5 protein-coding genes and 3 pseudogenes are annotated in these 5,061 nt (G+C 60.9%); 4 read left to right on the top strand and 4 right to left on the bottom strand.

Annotated elements, in window-relative coordinates; all coding sequences use genetic code 11:
- Positions 1–727: 727 nt before the first annotated feature.
- Positions 728–844 (bottom strand): annotated as a pseudogene (locus tag MFF24_RS28350) (IS5 family transposase); the annotation flags it as partial.
- 122 nt (positions 845–966) lie between these two features.
- On the bottom strand, positions 967–1,563 hold the full coding sequence (locus tag MFF24_RS28355) for a peptidoglycan-binding domain-containing protein (RefSeq protein WP_238229181.1): 597 nt from the start codon (positions 1,561–1,563) through the stop codon (positions 967–969).
- 166 nt (positions 1,564–1,729) lie between these two features.
- Here MFF24_RS28355 and MFF24_RS28360 point away from each other — a divergent pair, with 166 nt between their 5' ends.
- The gene (locus tag MFF24_RS28360) at positions 1,730–2,086 is read left to right on the top strand and encodes a hypothetical protein (protein WP_238229182.1); all 357 of its coding nucleotides are present in this window, start codon (positions 1,730–1,732) and stop codon (positions 2,084–2,086) included.
- Positions 2,087–2,156: 70 nt separating this feature from the next.
- On the opposite strand, the pseudogene MFF24_RS28365 reads toward MFF24_RS28360, so the two are convergent.
- Positions 2,157–2,852: pseudogene (locus MFF24_RS28365) on the bottom strand (IS110 family transposase); the annotation flags it as partial.
- A gap of 68 nt (positions 2,853–2,920) precedes the next feature.
- On the opposite strand from MFF24_RS28365, the gene MFF24_RS28370 reads away from it, so the two are divergent.
- Complete coding sequence (locus MFF24_RS28370) at positions 2,921–3,106, top strand: hypothetical protein (protein ID WP_238229184.1); 186 nt, start codon at positions 2,921–2,923, stop codon at positions 3,104–3,106.
- A pseudogene (locus MFF24_RS28375) lies at positions 3,043–3,231 on the top strand (integrase core domain-containing protein); the annotation flags it as partial. The gene MFF24_RS28370 and the pseudogene MFF24_RS28375, both read left to right, overlap by 64 nt.
- A gap of 290 nt (positions 3,232–3,521) precedes the next feature.
- Here the strand turns inward: MFF24_RS28375 and MFF24_RS28380 are convergent.
- Positions 3,522–3,920: a helix-turn-helix domain-containing protein gene (locus tag MFF24_RS28380; protein ID WP_166060202.1), complete on the bottom strand. Its 399-nt coding sequence runs from the start codon at positions 3,918–3,920 to the stop codon at positions 3,522–3,524.
- Between the two features lie 310 nt (positions 3,921–4,230).
- Between MFF24_RS28380 and MFF24_RS28385 the strand changes: the two genes are divergently transcribed.
- Positions 4,231–4,734 carry a hypothetical protein gene (locus tag MFF24_RS28385; protein ID WP_238229183.1) on the top strand — a complete coding sequence of 168 codons (504 nt, stop codon included), beginning with the start codon at positions 4,231–4,233 and terminating at the stop codon, positions 4,732–4,734.
- The last annotated feature ends 327 nt before the right edge of the window (positions 4,735–5,061 follow it).

Here is a 5,061-nt window from a genome sequence, read left to right on the forward strand (position 1 = left end):
ACCGACAGGGCTGAAGGCATGGCATCCTCCATCACAAGCCCACCCAGTGAATCACACGCCAGCCAGATCGCCTACCCCAAGTGATTCAACCCGCTAGGGCACGGCTCTAGCGTCAGACACGCAGCTTCAAATCGTTCTTGGTGAGCTGGATCGTCACGCAACGAGGCTGGAACTGAGCGCGGGGGTAAAAATAAGCGAAGCAGCCTGCGCGTGAATTATACCATTTACAAGTACCGTAGGGCAGCATCGTTATCTCAATTTGTCTAGAGACCAGCTGTCCTGCCGCCCATATGAGACCTCTTGCAGATTTCGCAGTGCTGCTCGACAGCATGGGCGCGTTTGACGCCTCGCTCTTAGTTAGCTTCAGCATGACGAAAGTTATATTTTTAGCTAATCTGCTTCTTCAGGGCTCCGGCCCTTTCACTCATCCGACGAACAACTCTAAATCCATAAATAAACCAGAATAGATAGTCTGAAGCGTTGGGCTAGAGCTTCCGACGACAGTCAGACGAACAGCGCTCGAGCAAGCTGGTATGGTTCGACCGGCTTCTCGCAGTGTGGCACATGTGCATAGCACTCTGGTAGCGCGGCCTAATTGTAGCCGGCGGCGAATACGAATGGAATGCCACGCGCCAGCAGGGCTTCGGCTACCGGGTAGCTCATTACTTCATGTAGGTTGATATCGAGCACCGCCGCATCATGTTCGTTGGCGGCAATCAGCTCCAGTGTGTCGCCAGAGGATCGCAGAGATCGTGTGCCGAAGCTCCTTGGGCGGTGTCTTGGCCTTCGGGCGACAGGCCTCGATCAACGGCTCCAACTCACCCCACTTCGCATCTGACAGCATCATGTCTCCTCATTTGAAAACGAGGAAACGCCAGCATTTGCAATCCGTTCAGGTGATAACAGTCCCTAGAACTCGTCGGCATCCGGCTGCGCGAGGCGAGCCTTGTACCGGCCCCACTTCAATTAATTGCGCTCGGGATCGAAGTCGATCGCGATGCCCCACAAGTGCGTGGAGTAGGCCGAGCCGCCCCGCATCTTCCGGATGTTTAGCGAGCCGCCAAACAGGTCGAGTCCGAGCTTCTTTCGAGCGCCCTCGCCGTAGACGGCAGCGATCCGCGCGAACACTCGCATTGCGCCGTCGTGGACCCTCCCGTGGACGCTGATGCGGTTGACGACGACCTTCTTGTCCCAGGCCAGCCGCATCGGGAATGGGAGCACGAGCTGCTTCTGATGGAAGCCGACGCCGCCGTAGAAGGTCATGCAGTCGCGCTGGCGCGGCCAGACAGGCGCGTTGCCGGCGCCGCGGGGCACGTACTTCGTAGCGGGCGGGAAGGTCGGCAGGCTGTCGGCTCGCGCCGGCACCGTCTCGGGGAAGAGCGCGGCGCGCGTTGTTTCGCCCACCTTGCCGCCGGGCGTCGGGCCGATGGCGATCTGAAACGCGTTGATCGCGGCCTTGGTCTTCGCACCGAGCTTCCAGTCATAGCCCATGCCTGACGGTCCGCCCTTCCCGAGTTCATACCCGCTCGCCAAGAGAGCGCACTGGATCTCAGCAACAGCCATGGTGGCGTTCTCCGGTGTATTGGGAAGATATTCTGTAACTAAGGTAGGATTTCATCGACTTAGGCGCCCCAGATGTGGCGTGATCAGTCGGTGCTCGGGGCCCCCGATGCGGTCTTTTTCTGCTTTTATCCTGCATCAATCAGAGTTCTTCGCCTCGAGATTCGCCATGAAGATCAAAATCGTTCTCTCAGTTTCAGTTTCATTGCTCTGGACTGAGCAGGCCAGCGCTCAATTCAGTAAGCCGAATCGCCAGCCGACTGCAGCCTCGACGCAGAGCCTTCGCGAGCAGCCAACACCGGAAGAGAGGGCGCACGTGCCCGGTGAGCCGGAGCGTGTCGAGGCGCAGGCTCGAATGGAGACGCTCTACCGGCGCCTTGATGCCGATGCAGATCGAGCCGCACGCTCAATTTGCGATGGCTGCGGGCAGGGACCGGCAGCCGGCGCCAAGTACCAGCGCCTCGAATCCTCAGCCGGAAAGCCGGAAAGGCTCGTCGATGATCCGGCTCAGGCTCCACGATACTAGCACTTTGGCGCAGAGGGCGTTGACCTGACCGGTATTTTGGACCGAGCCGAGTGAGCGACTGTCTTGCTGGTCAAGCGGGCTGCCATGGCGTTCCGTCTCTCAGGATAGCGTTGAGGATGGTGATCAGCTTCCGAGCGGTGGCAATCAGGGCGACGAGCTTAGGCTTACCGGCTGCGATGAGCCGGTCACGGAAGGTTTTCAGCGCGGCGTTGTGACGGCTGGCCACCATGGCCCCCATGAACAGCGCCGTGCGAACAGGTTCGCAGCCGCCTGCGATGAAGCTCCTCCCTCGCCACTGACCGGATTGCCGCGTCCAAGGAGCCAAGCCGACCAGCGCGGCGACTTGCTTTCCGTTGAGGCTTCCAAGCTCGGGCAGCTCCGCGATCAGGGTTCGTGCGATCGTCGGTCCAACATCAGGAACGGAGGTCAGGAAGGTCTCCTTCCTGCGCCATTCAGGCGACCGGTCTTACCCCTGCATCGATCGAGCGGTCGATCACACTCTGCTCCTGCTCCAACGCCTCTATGACGCGCCGGACGCTGTCCTGAATGCACGATGGAGCTTGGCTCGCTCGCTGCCGCTCGGACGCGATCAGTCCGACGATCTGACGGCGTCTTGTGACGAGATTAGCCAAGGCCTTAGTCTTGGCATCGGCCCGAGCGCGAACGGGTGGGTTGGTGGCCGCCGCGAACCGGGCGATCACGGTGGCGTCGATGCGGTCCGTCTTGGCGCGTTGGCCAAGGCGTGAGCGAAAGCACAGACCTGTGCTTTGACCTGACCGGCTGGCTTTGGACCGGGCTGTTTGAGAGGATCAGCCAGGACCGAAGGAGTCGGACATGCGGCGAGGACAGAAGACGAGCGTGGAGCAGGTGGTGCTGAAGCTGCGCCAGATCGAGGTGCAGACGGCGCAGGGCAAGAGTTTGTCGCTGGCGTGCAAGGAGGCGGAGATCTCCGAGCAGAGCTGCGCCACGAGTGTCTCGGGCAGGAGATCTTCTACTCGCTCAAGGAAGCCCAGACTGTGATCGGTCTCTGGCAGAACACCTACAACCGTGTCCGACCGCATTCGTCGTTGGGCTACCGGCCGCCCGCGCCCATCAGCTTCCCGGATCTGGCCTTCCGGCTACCCTTGGCCACTACCATGCAGTAGCCTCCCTGCTGGCCCGATCCAAAATACCGGTCAGGTCAAGATGACTCGCACGTTTCCAAAAACCATTTGCGAGTTCACGAATTATTACCGACCTATCCATCGCTTGTAGCCAGCAAGCACAGTGAGCGCACAGGCCTCAAGTAACTGTACCTGTTCGAGATTTTTCAAGCCCCTGCACCGTCCGACCGCTTCTGCAACTCGGCCATGCGGTCGTCACTAAAGTCCACGCACCAGCCTCCTGCAACCACCAGCACCGGCGCCTCTCCGAGCTGCTAGCGGACGGGACCGAGTCAGATGTCCCGCCCCTGCTCAAGGCGAACCACCCTGTGCACGAGCGTCACGACCTCGCGGCGCATGTGATCATCCTCAAGTGCGTTGAAGGCACGTAGGAGTTCAATGGCACCCTGCACGCGTAAAAAGCCAAAAGCCTCCGCCCGCTCCTCCGAAACGTCGCATTCGAAAAAAACTGAAACGGGAGCTCCAAGTGCCCGCGCGATATCGTCCAGGCGGCTTGCGCCGACGCGGTTCATACCATTCTCGTACTTCTGGATCTGCTGATACGTTACTCCGACGGCTTCGCCGAGCACCGCCTGCGAGATGCCCTTGGCCTTCCGGAGCACCTGGATGCGCTTGCCAACGACAAAGTCTCCCTTATTTGCCTGCCTCCGCTTAGCGCTGGGAGTGTCCATGGCTTCAGGCCCTCGATCGTAGAACGGCACAACAGGATTATCGCCCTGGCAGTCTGAACCTAAGGCAACTCTGACGGGAGAAAAGTCGTTGTTACGATCAGCGGCGTCTCATTCGACGAGCCCGCTCACATCCTGTGTCCGCCGGTCATGCTCGGCCGTGCCCTATGTCAACACACAGCCGCAAGCATCCGCTTCCGCACATCGGCCATCGTGTGTCGTTTCTGGCGTATCGTTCAGGCGCCCACCGAACCGTACTTAGCGCCGACGCTGCAGGTCAGTGAACGTTGTCGGCACCGCCGGAGAAACCCTCTTGCGCCTGTTCTCTCGCGATCCGTCGTTCGAGAATGCGCGCGTTATCGTCAAACTCGTCGGCCATCTCGCGGAGCTTCAATACGACCGGGTCGTGCTGAGAGGCCAGCGCTTCTGCCAATTCGCGGCAAAGCTCAGCCTTCTGGCGGAAATAGTAAGCTGCGGCATGCATGCCGTCAAAATGACAAAGTTCGCGCAAAACGCGAGTCACAACAGCGTGCGGACTCTTCGGCAGGCTATGCGCGCACATGCTGACGGCGACCGGCAGTTCGTCGCGATCCTCTCAGCCGTGCCGGAGGCAGGCTTGGAGGCGGTCGAGGCCGCATGCATGGCCGCCTTGGCTGCGCGCCTATTCAGCGCCCATGCGGTGCTCAACTTGCTCGCGCGTGGCCGCGAGAGCGTCCCGCCTGCGCCGGTGCCAACACCCGCCAGCCTGACGCTTGAGGTTGAGGCTGCGGCGGATTGCGCGCGCTACGACGGCCTGCGCGCTCTGGAGGCAATCTGATGGAGCGACACACCGTCGTCGACCTGATGGTCAAGCTCAAGACGCGCAGCTGAGTGCCGATTGTCTCGAAGAGCCGAGGCCCGATCCGGCGTCAGGCTAGAGACGAGGACGTTGCCGCTCCGCTGACCCGACCGGCTGCGCGGCATCGGCCTCTGCGTCGGCGCTCATGCGCGGCGGGTGGGTCCCTTTTGGACGCCGATCCTGGGTCCCTATTGGGGTTCATCCGCACTTTCGGTGCTTTTGGGCTATCGTTTGCCGAAGCTCTGCCGGTCTCGGTTCATGCGACATGCAGGACGCGCTGGCGCAGCAGATCGAACTTGGCTCGGC

Origin of the sequence: Methylorubrum aminovorans, assembly GCF_022179725.1 — a bacterium.
Lineage (GTDB): Bacteria > Pseudomonadota > Alphaproteobacteria > Rhizobiales > Beijerinckiaceae > Methylobacterium > Methylobacterium aminovorans.

What these genes read in the sequence shown, in the direction of transcription:
- MFF24_RS28355 (WP_238229181.1), bottom strand. Translation starts at nt 1,563, where the DNA reads ATGGCTGTTGCTGAGATCCAGTGCGCTCTCTTGGCGAGCGGGTATGAA.
- MFF24_RS28360 (WP_238229182.1), top strand. Translation starts at nt 1,730, where the DNA reads ATGAAGATCAAAATCGTTCTCTCAGTTTCAGTTTCATTGCTCTGGACT.
- MFF24_RS28370 (WP_238229184.1), top strand. Translation starts at nt 2,921, where the DNA reads ATGCGGCGAGGACAGAAGACGAGCGTGGAGCAGGTGGTGCTGAAGCTG.
- MFF24_RS28380 (WP_166060202.1), bottom strand. Translation starts at nt 3,920, where the DNA reads ATGGACACTCCCAGCGCTAAGCGGAGGCAGGCAAATAAGGGAGACTTT.